This window comes from Aquimarina sp. MMG015 (genome assembly GCF_018100855.1).
GTDB lineage: Bacteria > Bacteroidota > Bacteroidia > Flavobacteriales > Flavobacteriaceae > Aquimarina > Aquimarina latercula.
Genome location: NZ_JAGJEB010000006.1, coordinates 186,449 through 205,248, shown reverse-complemented (window position 1 = coordinate 205,248; position 18,800 = coordinate 186,449). Strand labels below are relative to the sequence as shown.

Genomic DNA, 18,800 nt, shown 5'->3' with positions numbered 1-18,800 from the left:
AGACGACTTACTATATTCTAAACATATAAAAACTCAAAGATGAAAAAAGAATCAAATACTACTACTAGAAGAAAATTCATTAAAGGTTCATCAATACTAGCAGCTGGCATTGCAACTACCCCATTGATGAGTTTTGCAAATGAGGATTTTCCTATAAACACTGCTGACAATATCTACTTAGTAGGCCCTCAAAAAGGGTATTCACCTCAGATAGGCACTTTATTATCTACCATGACCATGATGAGAGCTTGGGTAATCCGAACAGTAAAAGATCTTACAGTAGAACAATTGGATTTTCAAATTGATGAACAATCTAATTCTATTGGTGCTATGTTATTACATCTAGCAGCCACAGAAAGATACTATCAACTTAACACTTTTGATGAAATTTCTTGGGGCAAATGGGATGATGACATCAAAAAAGAATGGAATATTGCGAGTGGTTTAGGTAAAAAAGGAAGAGAAATAATTAAAGGGAATTCCATTGATTATTACCTAAAAACACTTGAAGAAGTAAGAGAAATAACCCAAAAAGAGTTTGCAAAAAGAGATGATACTTGGATCATGAAATCTGAGCCTTTTTTCAGTAATCAACCCACAAATAATTATGCAAAATGGTTTCATGTTTGTGAGCACGAATCTAACCATCGAGGACAAATGAAGTTTATTATAAAAAGGCTTCCTGCTTAATTAAATAAATGGATAAAAACGTACAGTTACAACCTGAAAAAATAATCGACACAATTTCTTTACTAGAAAAACGTATCGAAGATAGATTTCCTAATTCAGGTTTAAAAAAAGTATGTCATAATTTTCTGCAAATTACACTAGATAGTAAACAAAATATAGATTGGATTTCGAAACCTAATCTATCATTAAGGGTCTTTGCTTATTTGGTAATCCTTATAGGATTAGGAGGATTAATTTATAGCATAACATATGTAGATTTAGAAATAAAAAATACTACTCTCAGCAATATCGTTGCACTGTCAGAAGCTATATTTAATGATATTGTACTAATTGGTGCTGCAATTTTCTTCTTAATTACCCTAGAGTCACGATTAAAAACAAAACGAGCCTTAAAGGCTCTTAATGAACTTAGGGGAATTGCACACGTAATTGATATGCATCAGCTAACTAAAGACCCTAATCTAACTGATTTACCAGAATCTGCAACGGAAAATTCACCAAAAAGAACCTTTACAAGATTCGAACTCCAACGATATTTAGATTATTGTTCTGAGGCTATGGCGCTAGTAGGAAAAGTGGCTGCATTATACTCTCAGAGTTTGCCGGATGAAAATGTGGTACAAGCAGCAAATGAAATCGAAGTACTTACCACTGGATTAAGTAGAAAAATTTGGCAAAAACTTATAATTTTAAACGAATCAACCCCTAAAAATAACAAACAAACGTAAACTCATCAATTATGAAAACAATCAAAATTTTAGCAATATCACTCTTATTTATTGGATGTCTAGTATCCTGTAAAAAAGATACTCCTGTAACTACTGCAGATACGGAGAAGTTATCGGAGACAAAAGAATTCAAAGTTGATTTTGAAAAATTCACCTTAGATAATGGATTACAAGTTATTTTTCATATAGATCGTTCTGATCCTGTAGTAGCAGTTGCGCTAACTGCTCATGTGGGTTCAGCCAGAGAAATTGAAGGAAGAACTGGTTTTGCACATTTATTCGAACATTTGTTATTTCTTGAATCAGAAAATTTAGGTAAAGGAGGACTTGATAAAATGAGTGCCCGCATAGGAGGATCTGGAGCAAATGGTTCTACAAGTAGGGATCGTACAAATTATTTTCAGACTGTGCCTAAAGACGCCTTAGAAAAAATGATCTGGGCAGAAGCAGACAAACTAGGGTTCTTTATCAATACCGTTACCGACCCTGTTTTAGCCAAGGAAAAACAAGTTGTAAAAAATGAAAAACGTCAAAGTGTAGATAACCGTCCTTACGGACATGTATCTTATGTAATAGATAAAAATATGTTTCCAAAAGACCATCCATACAATTGGCAGGTGATAGGATCTTTAGAGGATCTTCAAAATGCCACATTACAAGATGTAAAAGATTTTTACAATAGATGGTACGTACCAAATAATGTAACACTTACTATAGCTGGAGATTTTGACACCGCTCGAGCAAAAGAATGGGTTCATAAATACTTTGATGAAATTAAAAAAGGAGAAGATATCGAACCTCTAAAAAAACGACCTGCATCATTAACTGAAACTAAGAAGTTATACTACGAAGACAATTTTGCTAGACTTCCTCAACTAACAATGACATGGCCTGCAGTACACCAATACCATCCAGATTCTTATGCGTTGGATGTATTATCAAGTTATCTATCAGAAGGAAAAAAAGCTCCTTTCAATAAAGTTATCGTAGAAGATAAACAACTAGCACCTAATGTTACTATGTTTCATTATGGATCCGAATTAGCTGGCCAATTTCGACTAATCGTAAGAGGATTCGAAAAAGTAGATCTAAATGAAGTGGATAAAGCAGTACAAGAATCTTTTACCAAGTTCGAAACAGAAGGTATTTCTCAGGAGGATCTTGACAGAATAAAAGCAGGTTTAGAAACTAATTTTTACAATAGTCTATCCAGTGTATTAGGTAAAGGATTTCAACTAGCGCAATATGAGATTTTTGCTGGGGACCCAGATTTTATAAACCAAGATATCAAAAACATACTTGCGGTGACTACAGATGATATCAAGCGAGTATATAATCAATATATAAAAGGAAAGCATTACGTAGCTACCAGTTTTGTTCCCATTGGACAAACAGATTTAATTTTAAACAACTCTACATTAGCTGAAGTTGTAGAAGAAAAAATTGTAGAAGGGGCAGAAGAAAATTTTGATGCTAGTATAGTTGCTACTTACGATAAAACACCTTCTAATTTTGATCGATCAGTAGAACCAGCATATGGAGATACCCCAAAAGTGACCGTTCCAGAAGTATGGGAAGATAATCTTACCTCGGGTATAAAAGTTTATGGAATTGAAAATAACGAAGTCCCTTTAGTGCAGTTTAGGATGAATATTAGAGGCGGTTTATTATTAGAAAAATCTAATAAAGTTGGTGTTTCTAATCTCTTAGCAGAGTTATTGACTAAAGGTACAAAAAACAAAACTGCCGAAGAATTAGAAAATGCTATAGAAAGTCTTGGTGCAATATTAAATGTTTATGCAACAGACGAAAGTATTGTTATCAGTGGAAGTACACTCTCCAAAAATTATGATAAAACGGTTACATTGATTAAAGAGATTCTATTAGAACCTAGATGGGACGAAAAAGAATTTGGACTAATAAAGCAAAGCGTTACCAGCCAAATACAACAGCAAAAAGCAAGTCCTCGTAGTATCGCTGGAAATGAATATGCCAAGTTAATTTATGGAGAAGACCATATACTTTCGCATAATAATTTGGGAACAGAAGGTTCTGTAAAAGAAATTACTATAAAAGATCTTAAACAATATTATAATAATAATCTTTCACCATCTGTAACCAAATTACATATTGCTGGTAATATCTCTAAAGAACAAGTAACCACTTCTCTTACCGAACTTAATAAAAATTGGGTTCCAAAAGATGTGAGATTCCCAGAGCTTAAAGCTCCAACTTCTCCAGAAAGATCTAAAGTGTATTTTTATGACGTTCCAGGCGCTAAGCAATCTATGTTACGTTTTGGATATCGTGCAATGCCAGCTACAGATAAAGATTATTATCCCGTAAGTATTATGAACTATCGATTAGGTGGAGGGGGATTTGCATCCCAACTTACGCAACAACTAAGAGAAGGGAAAGGATACACATATGGTATTCGATCAGGTTTTTCTGGAACACCTACGTTAGGTTCTTTTGTTATTTCTAGTGGGGTACGATCTAATGTTACGTATGAATCTACTAGTTTGGTAAAAGAAATTTTAGAAAATTACGGGAAAAATTATAACGATGATGACCTTGAAATCACAAAAAGTTCTTTGATTAAAAGTAATGCCAGAGCTTCTGAAACCTTAGGAGCTAAATTAAACATACTAACTAATATAAGTACACTACAATATCCTAATGATTATATTACACAACGAGAAGAAGTCGTAAATAATATGACAGTTGAGGAGGTTAAAAAACTAGCCAATCAATACCTCAATCCAAATAAAATGATATATCTAGTAGTGGGAGATGCCAAAACTCAAATGAAAAAACTAGAACAACTCGGATTCGGTACACCAATACTACTTAATAAAGAAAACGAAATTGTAAAAGATTAATATTGAATTTTAAAAAATAATTAAAGTGATTATTAGATTAGCAGAAATTAATCTTAAAACCTAATTTGGAGAATATCGTGAAATTTTGTTTTATGATGTAGAATGTAACTGTCGTGAACAAATGGAAATTTCACAACAAATAATTCGAAAAAAAGGAACAGGATTTAAAAAAGATGCTAGGAACTTTTCTCCATCTGAAAAAACTCTAACTAATCATGGAGTTACTTCTATAACGATGTTAATTAAGAATCCTAAAAAAGTAGCTAAGCCAAGTAGACTAGGTATATACTACCACAGATATACAAGCTACCGTTGTATAGGCATAGTATCCTTAAATAATAAAGAAGATTTACATATGAATCAAGTATTATGAAAATAACTAATTTTTATGGAAATCTTCTTTATCAAACTGATTCTTACCCTTTAATCAGAGATCATTTAGATAAAATAGTGAACAGAATGTTAGAGGGTATGTTAGAAAACCAAGATGTGATCTTCCATGAAATAAATAATTACCACCCAGATTATTTAGGGATACCCATAGAAAAATTAAAAAAACTTAACCTGACTATTGATGATTGTAGAACCACTATAGCAAATGAATATGGTTTTAAAAATTGGAACGAAGTAGAAAAATTAAAAGATTCTTATGATCAAAACTTTGAAAAAGCTGTCAATTTATTAATTAACGGTGATTTTACAGAATTAAAAAGGCTTGTCACTAGCTATCCCGATTTAGTAACAAAAACATCAAAATACGGACACAAAGCTACATTATTAATTTATACAGCTAGTAATGGTGTAGAAATGTGGAGACAAAAAGCTCCCAAAAACCTTCCAGAAATCACACAATTTTTAATTGATCGAGGTGCTGACATACATGCTACTATATTTATATATGGAGGTTATTTTAATACTGCTGACCTATTAGCTACAAGTTCACATCCATTTGAAGCAGGAATCGGGGCAGAAATGATGAAAATTTTAAAATCAGAATCATAAAAAACAACCATCAAATAACATACATAATGATCGAATTTGAAATGATTATGTATAAATAGTACGCTTTCTTAAGTTTTAGAATTATCAACTATACAAAAAGAGGGAATTTACACATATAATAGTTTTAATGATGTTCGATTTTTTTGAAATATTATTATTAAAATAGCCTAAATAATAAATATAATTCAATTTTATACTAATTTTAGGCTTCAATATTACCATATTGTTAATTTAATCATTTTTATACTTTTATCACATTCTCAATACAAACAGCTAAAAACTAAGTATAATTTATAGATTCATTTCAATACCATATTAAATATTGATTTTTTTCCCTTTTTTATTAAAGACTAAACACTGTGTTTTTCTTCAAAAGCCCGTAAACAAAGGGGTGTTAAGATAATTTTATGATTTGCATTCAGTTTTTTGAATACATTTGCCCTCGATTTTGAAAAAGTAGAACAAAACATAATTAATTTTTACTAAAATGATCAAAAAAATCCCATTTCTGTTTATGCTAGTTATTGCACTTGCATCTTGTGAAAAATCTTCTGTTGAAGAAGAAACATTTAGTGAAGAAAATGATAAACCTGAAATCGTACATATCCACGAAGAGGATAACCACGGATTAGGAGACTAAAAATAAAATACCTCAAAATAAAATTTAAATAATAAAACAAATCAAAATGAAAAAATTTACATTCTTATTAGTATTCGCATTAGCTACAACATTCGTTTCTTGTGAAAACGAAACAATCGAAAGTCAAGTTTTCAATGAAGAAGAAAACAATAACAATGACAATGAAAACGACACAGATGATGAAAACACTGACGGTGATATCATTATCGACGGTAACAACTAGTCACAACACATCTCTCTTTTTTAATTATAATTAAAAAAGAGTTGATTTTATTAAAAAGGGAAAGCTGATCTAAGCTTTCCCTTTTTAATTACAACTATTTCATCCAAGTACTATCTAAATAGTTAAAAAACTATTAACTATAAATTATTCTATTTATGATTAATTAAAGTTCTAATATAGAGTCGTATATTAAAACAAAAAAAGTACTATCTAGGATTAACAAATGACTTCTATTAAGACGTATAAACTTACTGATGAAATAGATAACCACATAATGTTTGACATCAAAAAAATGGAAGACATTTATGATAAAACAGCTGGTAAAGTAGATTTACCTCATAGACATGATTTTTATATTATCATTTTAGTTTCTAAAGCTAAAGGTATACATATTATAGACTTCAACGAATTTACTCTAAAAGATCAACAAGCCTTTTTTATAAGTCCAGGGCAAGTCCATCAAATCAAAGAAGAACAAAAATCTTATGGTTGGGTAATTACATTTTCCAGACAATTTCTGGTAAAAAATAATATCGATTATCGATTTATAGAGGATATTAATCTTTTTCAGGATTATGGCTATACTCCTCCACTTCCCTTAAATGAAGAACAATTAGCACAATTAAGCTTTTACAGTTCAGAAATCTTCGAAACACATCATTCTAATTCTAAGTTTAGATTAGAAGCGATAGGAGCGTTCGTAAAACTTTTTTTGATTTATAGTAACAACGTTTGTGATATTCATCCGAAAGATCCGCAACAATTACAAGCGGGATCTATGATACTTAAAGAATATAAAAACTTAGTGGAGCAACGTTTTTTCGAATGGCACAAAGTACATCAATATGCTAACGCATTGCACGTGACTCCGGATCACCTAAACAGAACTATAAAATCACTTATAGGCAAAACTGCAAAGGAATATTTACAATCTCGAATTATTATTGCTGCAAAAAGGTTATTAAGTTTTTCTGACAAAACAACTAAAGAGATTGGATATAATCTTGGATTTAGTGAACCAGCTAATTTTAGTAATTTTTTCAAAAAATGTACAAATATTACTCCTTCAAACTTTAGACAAAACAACTAAAGATCGGATTTTTATAATATTCCTCCGCATTCTCATATTTTAAATCATCATTCTAAACTTGACCTTTGTAAAAGAATTATAAAGAAAGGATATATTATGAAAACGATCATGCATAAATCAGACACAAGAGGAATAGCAAATTTTGGCTGGTTAAATTCTCATCACTCTTTTAGTTTTGGAAATTATTATAATCCAGAAAGAATGAATTTTGGTGCGCTTAGGGTTCTTAATGATGATACAGTTTCTGGAGGAATGGGGTTTGGTAAACATCCACATGACAATATGGAAATTATCTCTATACCTCTTGAAGGTGATCTAGAGCACAAGGACAGCATGGGGAACACCACTGTAATCAAAGAAGGTGATATTCAAGTAATGAGTGCGGGTACCGGTGTATTTCATAGCGAATACAATAAAAACCCTGACAAGAAAGTAAAGTTTTTACAAATATGGGTGACTCCAAACCAAAAAAATGTAACTCCTAGATATGATCAAATTACCATTCATCAAGAAAAAATAAAAAATAACTTACATCAAATATTATCACCTAATAAAGAAGACGATGGTGTATGGATTTATCAAAATACTTGGTTTCATATTGGCAATTTAGAAAAAGATAGTACACATACGTATACATTAAAAAACAAAGACAATGGCGTATACGTTTTTATACTAGAAGGAAACATTTCTATAGAAGGAACAATATTAGATAAAAGAGATGGATTAGGAATCTGGGATATAGAACAACTTCAAATTAGACCAAACGAATCTTCTAAAATATTAATAATGGAAGTCCCTATCACACAATAAAACAATAAAACAATAAATTATGAAATTATTAGAAAACCTAAATTGGCGGTACGCTACCAAAAAATTTGATCCAAAGAAGACAATATCGGGGTCCGATCTTGAAAAGATCAAAGAAGCAATTTCTCTTTCAGCATCATCTTACGGTTTACAAGCATATAAGGTATTGATTATAACGAATCCAGAAATTCGACAAAAATTACAGCCGAAATCATGGGGGCAAACACAAGTTGTAGACGCATCACATTTAATTGTATTTTGTAACTATACAACTGTAAATGAAAAAGTAATCGATGATTATCTAAAGTTGAAAGCTGATACACAAAATTTAAACTTGGGTAACCTAAAAGGGTATGGTGACTTTATGAAATCTAAAATTACGGAATTACCTAGTGAAATCTTGAAAGCTTGGACTGCAAAACAGACCTATATTGGATTAGGAAACTTACTAGCTGCCTGTGCAGAACTTAAAATTGATGCCTGTCCGATGGAAGGTTTTGAACCCGAAGCATATGATGAGATATTAGGTTTATCCGAAAAAGGACTTTCTGCGGCAGTTATTGCCACAATTGGATACCGTTCGGAAGAAGATCCAACTCAACATGATAAAAAAGTACGTAAACCTTTACATGAATTATTTGAAACTATTTAATATATAAAACCAACATAGTGATAGGGGTCTGAAATTGAAATAATCGGACCTCTATTAATATTTTAAGAAATCTATCTATCTCCAAACAGGACAAAACCGTAATTAATACATTATAACTAGAATATTCATCTTTTTAATACAAAAATCTCAAAACAACCTAATATTTAAGACCCAATATTATCAAATTGTTAAGTTTAAAGTTTTTTTTACAGAAAACAACAATGAACTTAATTCAATAAAAACCTAAAAAAAATACATTCCAATAATAGTTTTTTTTATTATACTAATGATATCTTACCCCTTGCCTTTACTACGTTACGAAAATCTCAAGTTATCATTTACCTCAATTATATTACTATAATGAACATCATCAGAAATTAAGAATTTCGTATCTCTTTTTTAAATACTTTTGCGCCCGAATAAAATTAAATTTAAAATACAGCGTTAACTATAAAACTTTGTCCCTTAATAAAATAAAGAAATAAAGTTCTCTCATAATTAGAATTAGCCAAAAAATCTAAAGAGTATTACGCGACAAAATCGAGGATCATTAAAATCCTCGATTTTTTTGTTTTAAACTGTAATTTGTTTGAACCATCTAAAAACCTATAGAGTCCAATATTCTATTTTTTTATATAACAATATGAAACCTGCAGTGAGTGCACCTAGGTGAAAAGAAAATTAATAACAATAATAACCGGATAAACAATATTTGATTAACCATTCATACTAACAAAACCCTAATTACAATATAGAATCAGATTAAAGAATAGCATTTTAGGAAGTTAATTAAACAACTTCCCCATATAAATCAAAATCTTCTGCTTCATATATCTTAACGGTTGTGTATTCTCCTGTTTTTAGATAAAACTTAGAAGCATCTATTAAAACCTCATTATCAACATCTGGAGAATCAAACTCAGTTCTACCAACAAAGTATTGTCCTTCTTTACGGTCAATAACAACCTTAAATTCTTGTCCTATCTTCTGTTGATTCAATTCCCAAGAGATTTGTGATTGTATTTCCATTATCTCATTGGCACGGTCCATTTTTACTTCCTCTGGTACATCATCTTCCAGGTTAAAAGCATGTGTGTTTTCTTCGTGAGAATATGTAAAACAACCTAAACGCTCAAAACGCATTTCTTTCACCCAATCTCTTAACGTCTCAAAATCCTCTTGTGTCTCTCCAGGATATCCGACAATCAATGTAGTACGAATTGTCATTTCCGGCACAGCCGCTCTAAATTCTTTTAAAAGCTTTGTAGTTTTAGCTTTTGTAGTTCCTCTTCGCATAGATTTAAGAACTGGATCCGCTATATGTTGTAATGGAATATCAATATAATTACAGATTTTGGGTTCCTTTCGCATTACTTCTAACACTTCCATTGGAAATCCGGTAGGAAATGCATAATGCAATCGAATCCATTCTATACCATCAACCTTTACCAATTCGCGAAGTAAATCTGCTAACTTTCTTTCCTTATATAAATCTAACCCATAATATGTTAAATCCTGGGCGATTAAAACCAATTCTTTTACTCCATCTGCAGCCAACTTCTCTGCCTCTGTAACCAATTCTTCAATAGGAGTAGATTTATGTTTACCTCGCATCAACGGAATAGCACAAAAAGAACAAGGACGGTCACATCCTTCTGCTATTTTTAAATACGCATAATTCTTAGGAGTTGTTGTTAATCTCTCCCCAATAAGTTCATGCTTATAGTCTGCTCCTAAAGCCTTTAACAAACCTGGTAGTTCTGTAGTACCAAAATATTGATCTACATCTGGAATTTCCTTTTGTAAATCAGGCTTATATCTTTCGGATAAACAACCTGTAACAAAAACTTTATCTACAACACCTTGATCTTTTTTCTGTACGTACTCTAAAATAGTATTAACAGATTCCTCTTTAGCATTTGCTATAAAACCACAAGTGTTAATTACAACAACATTTCCTTCTTCTTCATGAACCACTTCTTTGTTATTGGCCTTTAGTTGTCCCATAAGAACCTCACTATCATACACATTCTTGCTACAACCTAATGTAACTACATTAATCTTATTCTTTTTTAAAGTCTTTGTTCTCATATCATCTGAATAAAGGTGTGCAAAGATACAATGAATAACCAAAGTTTTAGTACATAATTCTTAATAAGTCAATCAAGTAAAAAAAGTAAATTAAACCTTTTGTATATTGTGTAGTCTAAAATTCATACCCCCCAACTATGAAAACTAAAACGATTCCCTTTCTATTCCTTTTATTAAGCACTATGCTTTCTTGTTCTGATGAAACCGAAGAAGTAATTTCCGAAGAACCAAATCCAAATCAAGATGAGTTATATTTTCCACCTATTAACTCTGAAGAATGGGAAAATACTTCAATTCTAGATTTAGAATGGAATATCAATGCAGAACAACCTCTTTATGATTTTCTTGAAGAAAAAAACACTAAAGCATTTATAATTCTTAAAAACGGAAAAATTGTAATCGAAAAATACTTTAATGGAGCCGCATCCTCAGATAATAATCCTTGGTACTCGGCCGGAAAAACATTGACTGCATTTACAATCGGAGTTGCACAACAAGACGATTTATTAAGTATTAATGAACCTTCTAACACATATTTAGGAACTCAATGGGCAAATCTAACCGCTTCTCAGGAACAGTCTATTACGATAAAAAATCACCTAACCATGACAACTGGTTTAGATTATACTGTTTCTAATCAAAACTGTACTGATTTTGAATGTTTAACATACCTTAATCAACCAGGTAATTTCTGGTATTATCATAATGCAACATATACCCTTCTTACTGATATCATAGCTCAAGCTACAAATACAGACTATAACACCTACTTTAACATCTCGGTGAAAAATAAAATTGGAATGAATGGCAGCTGGATTCGTCTAGGTTTTGCTCATATATACTACAGTACAGCAAGAAGCATGGCTCGATTTGGTCTGTTAAACCTTAACAAAGGAACTTGGGGTGACAACCAGATCCTTACTGATCAAAGCTATTTTACCGAAATGACCACTACTTCTCAAAATCTTAATGAATCTTATGGATATTTATGGTGGTTGAATGGTAAATCAAGTTTTAGAGCTCCAGCTTTCGAAAATCAATTCCCAGGAGAATTAATACCAGATGCACCCGATGACCTTATTGCAGGTTTAGGTAAAGATGATCAAAAACTATATGTAGTTCCTAGTCAGAATTTGGTAATTGTAAGAATGGGAAATGATTCTGGAGAATCATTATTAGGGCCATCAAGTTTCGATAATGATCTATGGATTAAAATTAATGAACTGATTAATTAATTATACTTTAATGGTGCTCGACGTTCTTTTGAAATTCGTTCATAAGCAAATGCCAATGCTAACAATTTATTTTCAGAAAATGACTTTGCAATAAAAGTTAAACTCTTAGGTTCTCCTTTATCCGTATAGCCCATCGGAACTGTTACGGCTGGATATTTGGCAACAGCAGCGTATCCAGCGTGATAATTATTTATGGATAAAATAGCATCCAAATTATGTTTATCTAGATGAGTATCAAAATAATTTCTAGACACACTCTTTAAATTTTCCTTGATCGTTTTCAATTCTTTTGTTGTCGTACTATCACTCATTATTCCTTCTAACAATGCTTGACCGTATGGCATTCTTATCAATGAGTCTTGCTGATTAAATGTAATAACATCTTCAATAGTTTTTATGGCGATACTATCACTTGCATAATTAGCTATATATTGAGGGAGATCGTGTTTCATATCGATATTTAAAATTGTCAAAAAACCAGGAAGATCAGTATTTTTAGGCTCTAACTCAAATATTTCTGCTCCTGAATTTTTAATATTTTTCACCGCTCCGGCATAGAGTGAATCTTTAAGATATGCTTTCAAGACGCCAAACTTTTTTCCTACTAAGTTGGTATTTGTAATTTCGGATAATGAAACTGTTTTTACCTGAACAGAGGCACTATCTGAAGTATCCTTACCCAAAAATGCATTATATAAAATTGCGTTATCAATCACTGATTTTGTCATAGGCCCTGGAGTATCTAACGTACTGGAAATAGGTACAATTCCACTTCTACTAAAAACTCCAATAGTAGGTTTTAATCCTACTACAGAGTTCTGACTCGAGGGAGACAATATAGAACCACTTGTTTCTGTCCCAATAGCTGCTACACAAAAATTCGCAGCAACAACGGCACCACTACCAGAACTAGATCCTCCGCTTTCGAAAACCATTCTACCATATGGGTTAAGAGTTTGACCTCCTATCGCACTATATCCAACAGGGCAGCCAATACAAAGAAAATATGCCCACTCGCTAAGGTTTGCTTTACCTAAAATTAATGCATTTTGATCTAATAAACGTTTCGTTATAAAAGCATTTTTTGTCTTATTCTTTTGCAACGCTATAGCACCCGCGGTCGTAGACATCCCTTTGGCATTGATATTATCCTTAAGCAAAATTGGCATACCATAAACAGAGTGGATATCTATATTAGATTTATCATTTTTATCAAACTCCTTTGCTTGCTTAACTACCAGAGGATTTAGAGCAATAATACTATTGAGGGAAAGCTTATTGTCACTTTCATATTTTCTAATGCGATACAAATAAAAAAGTACCAATTTCTCATAGGTAAGCTCTCCTTGTTTTATACTTCTTTGCAAAGAAGGAATATCCTTTTCTAAAATGAGAGGTTTTAATGTATTATAATCTTCTTCAGAAAAATAATCCAATTCAGACTCTAACGATTTCCAAATCTTATTTTTATCTAAAACTTTAGAGTTTACAAGTTTTAAATGCATTCTTGATTGCTCTAAATCTAGTGTTGCTTTTAAATCTTCCGATTCATCATAAGACTCCCAAATTACTTTAGGTTGCAACTCTTTTTGCGATTTCTCTTTTTCTTTTTTACAAGAAATAAAAATTAAAACCGATATTAAAAAATATAGTACTTTCTTCATTGAACGAAGATTATCAAGGTATTTTCAAGAATGAAAATATAAAAAAAAGGTGCTATGCTTATAGCATAACACCTTTTTAACTATTCGGTAACAGTATTTACTACTTAAAAAAGGAGTCTACAAATTCGTATTTATTAAATACCTGAAGATCTTCAATCCCTTCTCCTACACCAATATATTTTACAGGAATCTGAAATTGATCACTAATTCCAATAACCACTCCTCCTTTTGCCGTTCCATCCAATTTAGTTACAGCTAATGAAGTTACTTCTGTAGCAGCTGTAAATTGTTTTGCTTGCTCAAATGCATTTTGACCAGTAGAACCATCTAAAACTAATAAAACATCATGAGGAGCATCTCCTACTACTTTCTGCATCACTCGCTTTACTTTGGTTAATTCATTCATCAAGTTTACTTTATTATGTAATCTACCGGCTGTATCTATAATAATCACATCTGCATCTTGATTTACTCCAGACTCTAACGTATCAAAGGCAACAGATGCTGGGTCACTACCCATATCTTGCTTTACAATAGGAACATCTACTCTATCCGCCCAAACTTGCAACTGGTCGATTGCGGCCGCTCTAAACGTGTCAGCTGCGCCTAAAACCACTTTTAAACCTTTTTTATTAAACTGATAAGCCAATTTACCTATAGTAGTAGTTTTTCCAACACCATTTACGCCTACCACCATTAAAACATATGGTTTTTTATTTGCTGGAATCTCAAAATCCGTAGCTTCTCCTGAATTAGTTTCAGAAAGTAAACCTGCAATCTCTTCTCTAAGAATTTGATTTAATTCTTCTGTCCCCAAATATTTATCCTTTGCTACGCGGTTTTCTATTCTTTCTATAACTTTTATGGTAGTTTTCACTCCCACATCACTAGTAACCAAAACTTCTTCAAGGTTATCTAATACATCATCATCTACCTTAGATTTACCGGCAACTGCCTTACTTAATTTAGAAAAAAAGGTGGTTTTAGATTTCTCTAACCCTTTATCTAGGGTTTCTTTTTTCTCAGAAGAGAATATTTTTTTAAACAAACTCATGTGTTATATTCAGAATGCTAATAAGTTAAATATGGATATATCCATAAAATCGTATAAATATAAAAAGAAAGAGCCATTCCAATAAAATTGAAACGGCTTCTTTTTAAAATATTTTCTTACGAATTACTTTTTCTTAAAAAAGTCATTTACTGCATCAGGCTGCATAATAGACTCTACAAAAGTATATGCTCCCGTTTTTGGAGATTTAACCATCTTAATAGCTTTGGTCAATCTCTTTGATCCTGTCTGTAACGATGCTACTGATTTCTTTGCCATTGTCTTATTTTATTTCTTTATGAACAGTCATTTTTTTAAGAATAGGATTAAATTTCTTTATTTCCATTCTATCAGGAGTGTTCTTTTTGTTTTTCGTTGTAATATATCTTGATGTACCTGGTTTACCAGAAGCTTTATGCTCTGTACATTCTAAGATTACCTGAACTCTATTACCTTTCTTTGCCATTATAGTATCTTTTTAGAAGCTGAATTATTTTGTTAAGAAACCTTTAGCTTTTGCTTCTTTTAAAACAGCAGCAATACCGTTTTTATTTATATTTTTTAACGCTGCAGTAGACACCTTAAGTGTTACCCAACGATCTTCATCAGGAATATAAAAACGCTTTTTTATTAAATTCGCGTTGAATTTACGTTTTGTTTTATTCATCGCATGAGAAACGTTATTTCCCACCATCGCTTTTTTACCTGTAAGCTCGCAAACTCTTGACATCTCTTCTTAATTTTGGTATTATTTCAAAACAGGGTGCAAATTAACGAATTATTTACCGAACCACCAATAATAGTTTTGTAATTTTTTCTGTTTTTTCAAAAAAAACTCATTTAAAGTATTACAACGCTACTATTAAAGAGGTTAATGTAAAAAAGCACCTTATAATCAGGTAATACAAAGATACCACTATTAGTTTTTAACTACATCAACACTTTCTATTTAAAAACACGTATTTATACCTGTATAGTAAATCAAAGATTAGAATTAATTTTACACCAGTTAGTTTTCATAACTGTAACTAACTACTTGATATGGGGTAATTGAGTAGTAAACAAGCGGATCTTAGGATCCGCTTTTTTTGTACTAAAGTTTAGATCAAAAAATCAAACTCCAAATACTGTTAAGGAAAACATAAAATACCTTATTATTTATTACCATTATATACCGTCTAAATTGTATATTAGAAAAAAATAATGCGATGCTACCGGACAACAATAATAATTTCATTCGTACACATGAGCTTGATATAGGGTCTTTTCATTTTTATAAAAATTACTTAGTTTCTGAAATGAAAGAGGGAGCTTCCATAAATTATGACAAAGCAAATAAATTATTTTTGTTAGCAAAGGAGTATTATGGAATCAGCACCCCTTTTGTATACATTACGAATAGAATCAATTCTTACTCTTTTGAACCCACTACTCATTTCAAATCCGGGAAGTTATTCCCAAATTTAAAAGGATATGGTGTCGTAACTTACAATGCAATTAATAACAAAATAGCTTCTTTAGAACAATCCTTTCTTGATGTTCCAACCAAAATATTTGACAATCTAAAGGAAGCGGTACTTTGGGTAGACGAAATAATTACAGTTGATTAAATCCATCATTACACCTGATTGTATTTAATTATTTTTAAAAAATTAACTAAAAACATAAAACTGTATTGTTTTAAAGCTGTTAAATCGACCTTTTCTATGAAAATGAGTATATTACAACAGTAATTGGAAAACATTTTATTTAGACATGATTCATGATTTTAACAAAAAGCTTCTTCACAAGCATGAGCTTGCTATTGGATTATTTTACTTTTATAAGAATCATATTATTTCTGAAGTAAAAGAAGGAGTTACCCTAACCTTCGAAAATTGCAGTGAATTATTTGAGATAATTCATTCTTATTATGGAATCTCTACTCCATTTGTATACATTTCTAATAGAAAAAATTCATATTCCTTTGTTCCTACTGGACATTTTAAATCATCTAAATTATTTCCCAACTTTATTGGGTATGGTGTAGTAACTTATGATGCTATTAACACCAAGGTAGCAACTCTTGAACAGTCTTTCCTAGAAAATGAAACTAAAATTTTTGATGATCTCAATGAAGCTTTGTTATGGGCACAAGAACTTATTAAACCACTATCAGATCTTGATTAACCTTTAAAGTAACATAAGTTAAATACACTTAAGCTTTTTACAAAAAAGCAATGTCCTCAATATCTAAGTCAATAGCATCTAATTTATAAGTAGCTGATTAGCATCCTAAACAACTAAAACGTTTGAAATTCACAAAAAATTCATAAAATATTGAAATTCAGCATTTAAAAAGAAATTATCTACTTAAGAACTCGACCGATTCATAACTAATAAAAAGACAAAAGTTATGACCATCAACACAAACAACACTTTAATAGAACGATATGACCTGAAACTAGGTACTTACTATATTTATGACAACTATATTATTGCAGAAATAAAAGAGGGGGTTACCATTACATTAGGAAAGCTTCAGGATCTCATCCCTATAGTACAAAAACACTTTGGAAACGGACAACCATTCACATACATATCCAATAGAATAAATTCTCATTCTATAATCCCAACGGATTATTTAGATTGTCCATTTTTATATATGGATAATTTTAAAGGATACGGAGTAATTACTTATAACCTATTAACTGAAAAATCCACTGAAATTGAAAAGCATTTTGCACAGAAACCATTTTATAATTTTAGTAATTTAGAAGAGGCGATCATATGGTCAAAAGAACTACTAAATGGTTAACAAAACTAGCTCAATTCATCAAGAAGAAGCTCAAAAGATTTATTAACAGCCTTACCTATAGTCCGCTCTCTGTTATTGCTAAATACAAATTTCTTAGAAAAAACTCTTTCTGGTGTGGCTATCGCAATAAAAACTGTTCCCACCTCGACATCACCATCTCCTTTTGTTGGACCAGCGTTTCCTGTTGTAGCAATAGCATAATCGGATTTAAATTTATCTTTTGCACCCAACGCCATAGCCTCTGCAACTTCTTTACTTGTAACAGTAAACTGTTTTATTATTTCCTCTGAAACCCCTAAAATATCACTTTTGGATTGAGTAGCATACGTTACTGCTCCTCCTTTAAAAAATGAAGATGTCCCAGGATAAGAAGTAATAGACTGTGCAATTTTACCTCCTGTACAACTTTCTGCAACAGCAAGAAAATGTCCTTGAGAGGTCAATATTTTACCAATTAACACCTCAATAGATTCATCTTCTTCATAACCAACAATAATATCACCAATAAGAACCTTTAAATCAACTATTCTTTCTTCAATGGTATCAATTAACAATTTCTCATTTGTTCCACGTGCAGAAAGTCGCAATCTAACTCTTCCGAGATTTGGTAAATAAGCCAATTTAATAAAGGCTGGTAAATCATCTTCCCAGGCCTCTATTTTTTCAGCAATTGCACTTTCTCCTAGTCCATAAGTCAGCACTGTCTTATGAATTATAAATGGTCTATCAAATCGTTCTTGAAGTTTTGGCAACACCTCATCCGTCATAAGGTTTTTCATCTCAAAGGGAACGCCTGGCATAGACACAAAAACTGTCTCATCTTTCTCCAACCACATACCAGGAGCTGTCCCATATTGATTCATCAATACTATAGAAGTACTTGGAACAAGTGCCTGCATTCGATTAATATCAGTAATTGGAGTTTGTATATACTTTGCGAAAATCGATTCGATATGTCGTAAAACCTTTTCATTTTGAACCAATGCATCATCAAAAAATTCACAAATAGTGTGCTTCGTAATATCATCCTTAGTAGGCCCTAAACCACCAGTAATAAGCACAATATCCACTCTGTTTTTTGCTTCTTCTAGTGCATTGAGAATATGTTGCTTATCATCTTGAATAGAAGTAATCTGATAAACATCAACACCTATTTTATTAAGTTCTTTTCCTATAAAAGCGGAATTAGAATCTACAATCTGTCCAATAAGAATTTCGTCTCCTATGGTAATTATTTCTGCAAGCATA

21 protein-coding genes are annotated in these 18,800 nt (G+C 31.5%); 14 read left to right on the top strand and 7 right to left on the bottom strand.

From position 1 onward, the window contains the following. Positions 1–39: 39 nt before the first annotated feature. The 10 genes from J8L88_RS13210 (at position 40) to J8L88_RS13165 (ending at position 8,714) form a co-directional block, all read left to right on the top strand. Entirely contained in the window at positions 40–690 is a 651-nt protein-coding gene (locus J8L88_RS13210) for a DinB family protein (RefSeq protein WP_211060947.1), read from the top strand. An 8-nt stretch (positions 691–698) separates the two neighbouring features. Continuing rightward, a complete protein-coding gene (locus J8L88_RS13205) occupies positions 699–1,418 on the top strand; it encodes a hypothetical protein (protein ID WP_027395533.1) in 720 nt (239 codons plus the stop codon). A gap of 11 nt (positions 1,419–1,429) precedes the next feature. Further along, entirely contained in the window at positions 1,430–4,300 is a 2,871-nt protein-coding gene (locus J8L88_RS13200; RefSeq protein ID WP_211060946.1) for a pitrilysin family protein, read from the top strand. 121 nt (positions 4,301–4,421) lie between these two features. After that, positions 4,422–4,673: a hypothetical protein gene (locus J8L88_RS13195; protein ID WP_211060945.1), complete on the top strand. Its 252-nt coding sequence runs from the start codon at positions 4,422–4,424 to the stop codon at positions 4,671–4,673. After that, complete coding sequence (locus tag J8L88_RS13190) at positions 4,670–5,302, top strand: hypothetical protein (protein ID WP_027395530.1); 633 nt, start codon at positions 4,670–4,672, stop codon at positions 5,300–5,302. Before J8L88_RS13195 ends, J8L88_RS13190 begins: the two co-directional genes overlap by 4 nt. Positions 5,303–5,789: 487 nt before the next feature. Then, positions 5,790–5,942 (top strand): hypothetical protein, encoded by a 153-nt coding sequence (locus tag J8L88_RS13185; RefSeq protein WP_155839786.1) that lies wholly within the window; start codon positions 5,790–5,792, stop codon positions 5,940–5,942. Between the two features lie 46 nt (positions 5,943–5,988). Beyond that, entirely contained in the window at positions 5,989–6,165 is a 177-nt protein-coding gene (locus tag J8L88_RS13180; protein ID WP_170837104.1) for a hypothetical protein, read from the top strand. A 223-nt stretch (positions 6,166–6,388) separates the two neighbouring features. Next, the gene (locus tag J8L88_RS13175) at positions 6,389–7,255 is read left to right on the top strand and encodes an AraC family transcriptional regulator (RefSeq protein WP_211060944.1); all 867 of its coding nucleotides are present in this window, start codon (positions 6,389–6,391) and stop codon (positions 7,253–7,255) included. 96 nt (positions 7,256–7,351) lie between these two features. After that, positions 7,352–8,065, top strand: a complete 714-nt coding sequence (locus J8L88_RS13170) for a pirin family protein (protein ID WP_211060943.1) — start codon at positions 7,352–7,354, stop codon at positions 8,063–8,065. Between the two features lie 19 nt (positions 8,066–8,084). Then, a complete protein-coding gene (locus J8L88_RS13165; protein WP_118386820.1) occupies positions 8,085–8,714 on the top strand; it encodes an NAD(P)H-dependent oxidoreductase in 630 nt (209 codons plus the stop codon). Between the two features lie 789 nt (positions 8,715–9,503). Here the strand turns inward: J8L88_RS13165 and rimO are convergent. Next, positions 9,504–10,805 (bottom strand): 30S ribosomal protein S12 methylthiotransferase RimO, encoded by a 1,302-nt coding sequence (gene rimO / locus J8L88_RS13160; protein ID WP_027395526.1) that lies wholly within the window; start codon positions 10,803–10,805, stop codon positions 9,504–9,506. A gap of 137 nt (positions 10,806–10,942) precedes the next feature. Here rimO and J8L88_RS13155 point away from each other — a divergent pair, with 137 nt between their 5' ends. Continuing rightward, positions 10,943–12,040 carry a serine hydrolase gene (locus J8L88_RS13155; RefSeq protein WP_211060942.1) on the top strand — a complete coding sequence of 366 codons (1,098 nt, stop codon included), beginning with the start codon at positions 10,943–10,945 and terminating at the stop codon, positions 12,038–12,040. On the opposite strand, the gene J8L88_RS13150 is transcribed toward J8L88_RS13155, so the two are convergent. The 5 genes from J8L88_RS13150 to rpmB form a co-directional block, all read right to left on the bottom strand. Continuing rightward, positions 12,037–13,704, bottom strand: coding sequence for an amidase family protein (locus J8L88_RS13150; RefSeq protein WP_211060941.1), 1,668 nt, complete (start codon positions 13,702–13,704; stop codon positions 12,037–12,039). The genes J8L88_RS13155 and J8L88_RS13150 overlap by 4 nt on opposite strands. 100 nt (positions 13,705–13,804) lie before the next feature. Next, a complete protein-coding gene (ftsY, locus tag J8L88_RS13145) occupies positions 13,805–14,758 on the bottom strand; it encodes a signal recognition particle-docking protein FtsY (protein WP_027395523.1) in 954 nt (317 codons plus the stop codon). Between the two features lie 123 nt (positions 14,759–14,881). Further along, a complete protein-coding gene (locus tag J8L88_RS13140) occupies positions 14,882–15,034 on the bottom strand; it encodes a DUF4295 domain-containing protein (protein ID WP_081415706.1) in 153 nt (50 codons plus the stop codon). 4 nt (positions 15,035–15,038) lie between these two features. Further along, complete coding sequence (gene rpmG, locus J8L88_RS13135) at positions 15,039–15,221, bottom strand: 50S ribosomal protein L33 (RefSeq protein WP_027395522.1); 183 nt, start codon at positions 15,219–15,221, stop codon at positions 15,039–15,041. A 24-nt stretch (positions 15,222–15,245) separates the two neighbouring features. Continuing rightward, on the bottom strand, positions 15,246–15,485 hold the full coding sequence (gene rpmB, locus J8L88_RS13130; RefSeq protein ID WP_027395521.1) for a 50S ribosomal protein L28: 240 nt from the start codon (positions 15,483–15,485) through the stop codon (positions 15,246–15,248). 478 nt (positions 15,486–15,963) lie between these two features. Between rpmB and J8L88_RS13125 the strand changes: the two genes are divergently transcribed. The 3 genes from J8L88_RS13125 (at position 15,964) to J8L88_RS13115 (ending at position 17,552) form a co-directional block, all read left to right on the top strand. After that, entirely contained in the window at positions 15,964–16,365 is a 402-nt protein-coding gene (locus J8L88_RS13125) for a hypothetical protein (protein WP_051336356.1), read from the top strand. 145 nt (positions 16,366–16,510) lie between these two features. Further along, entirely contained in the window at positions 16,511–16,924 is a 414-nt protein-coding gene (locus tag J8L88_RS13120; RefSeq protein ID WP_118386823.1) for a hypothetical protein, read from the top strand. Positions 16,925–17,150: 226 nt separating this feature from the next. Continuing rightward, positions 17,151–17,552, top strand: a complete 402-nt coding sequence (locus tag J8L88_RS13115; protein WP_051336355.1) for a hypothetical protein — start codon at positions 17,151–17,153, stop codon at positions 17,550–17,552. Positions 17,553–17,557: 5 nt separating this feature from the next. Here J8L88_RS13115 and J8L88_RS13110 read toward each other — a convergent pair whose 3' ends face one another. Further along, the gene (locus J8L88_RS13110; RefSeq protein ID WP_027395518.1) at positions 17,558–18,799 is read right to left on the bottom strand and encodes a competence/damage-inducible protein A; all 1,242 of its coding nucleotides are present in this window, start codon (positions 18,797–18,799) and stop codon (positions 17,558–17,560) included. Position 18,800: the final 1 nt, after the last annotated feature.